The sequence below is a fragment of the Halomonas sp. V046 genome, from assembly GCF_052645355.1.
Genome location: NZ_JBQXYF010000046.1, coordinates 1 through 700 on the forward strand (window position 1 = coordinate 1; position 700 = coordinate 700).

General features: G+C 53.3%; 1 tRNA gene and 2 rRNA genes. All 3 read left to right on the forward strand.

The annotated features are described in order from the left end of the window. Window positions 1-52 (forward strand): 16S ribosomal RNA (locus ACUN9Y_RS22135); the annotation flags it as partial. 172 nt (window positions 53-224) lie between these two features. After that, window positions 225-300 (forward strand) — tRNA-Ala (locus ACUN9Y_RS22140). A gap of 191 nt (window positions 301-491) precedes the next feature. After that, window positions 492-700, forward strand: a 23S ribosomal RNA gene (locus tag ACUN9Y_RS22145); the annotation flags it as partial.

A 700-nucleotide genomic window follows, 5' to 3' on the forward strand; every position in this document is an offset into this window, starting at 1 on the left:
GAAGTCGTAACAAGGTAGCCGTAGGGGAACCTGCGGCTGGATCACCTCCTTAATCGACGAGTCATCTGACTGTCGGTAAGTGCTCACAATGAATTACCTGATCAAGCAAGAGCAATGACTGTTTGGGCCGTCTGCTCCATCGGCGTCATGCCGGTGACAGCACGTTCATCTTCGGTCTCGACCGAAGGGAAACTGGCGAAACGTCGCCAAGGTCCAGCGGAAGCGGGGCCTTAGCTCAGCTGGGAGAGCGCCTGCCTTGCACGCAGGAGGTCAGCGGTTCGATCCCGCTAGGCTCCACCACTTCCCGACTGTCATGTTCAAGTTCTAAGCCGTGTGCTTGTCGCTGTCACCAGCGCATCAAGTCTATCGCTTAGGGCTTTTGGCTCTAACGCTCTTTAACAATGTAAATCATGCTGACAAAGTAAGATACGTTTCAAGCGTATCCGGCAATTGTCGTGCGTCATCGATTGACAGACCCTTTCGGGTTATATGGTCAAGCGATGAAGCGCATACGGTGGATGCCTAGGCAGTCAGAGGCGATGAAAGACGTGGAAGCCTGCGATAAGGTTCGGCGAGGTGGCAAACAACCTGTGACCCGGACATTTCTGAATGGGGAAACCCACCCAAGGTAACTTGGGTATCCCACACTGAATACATAGGTGTTGGGAGGCGAACCAGGGGAACTGAAACATCTAAGTAC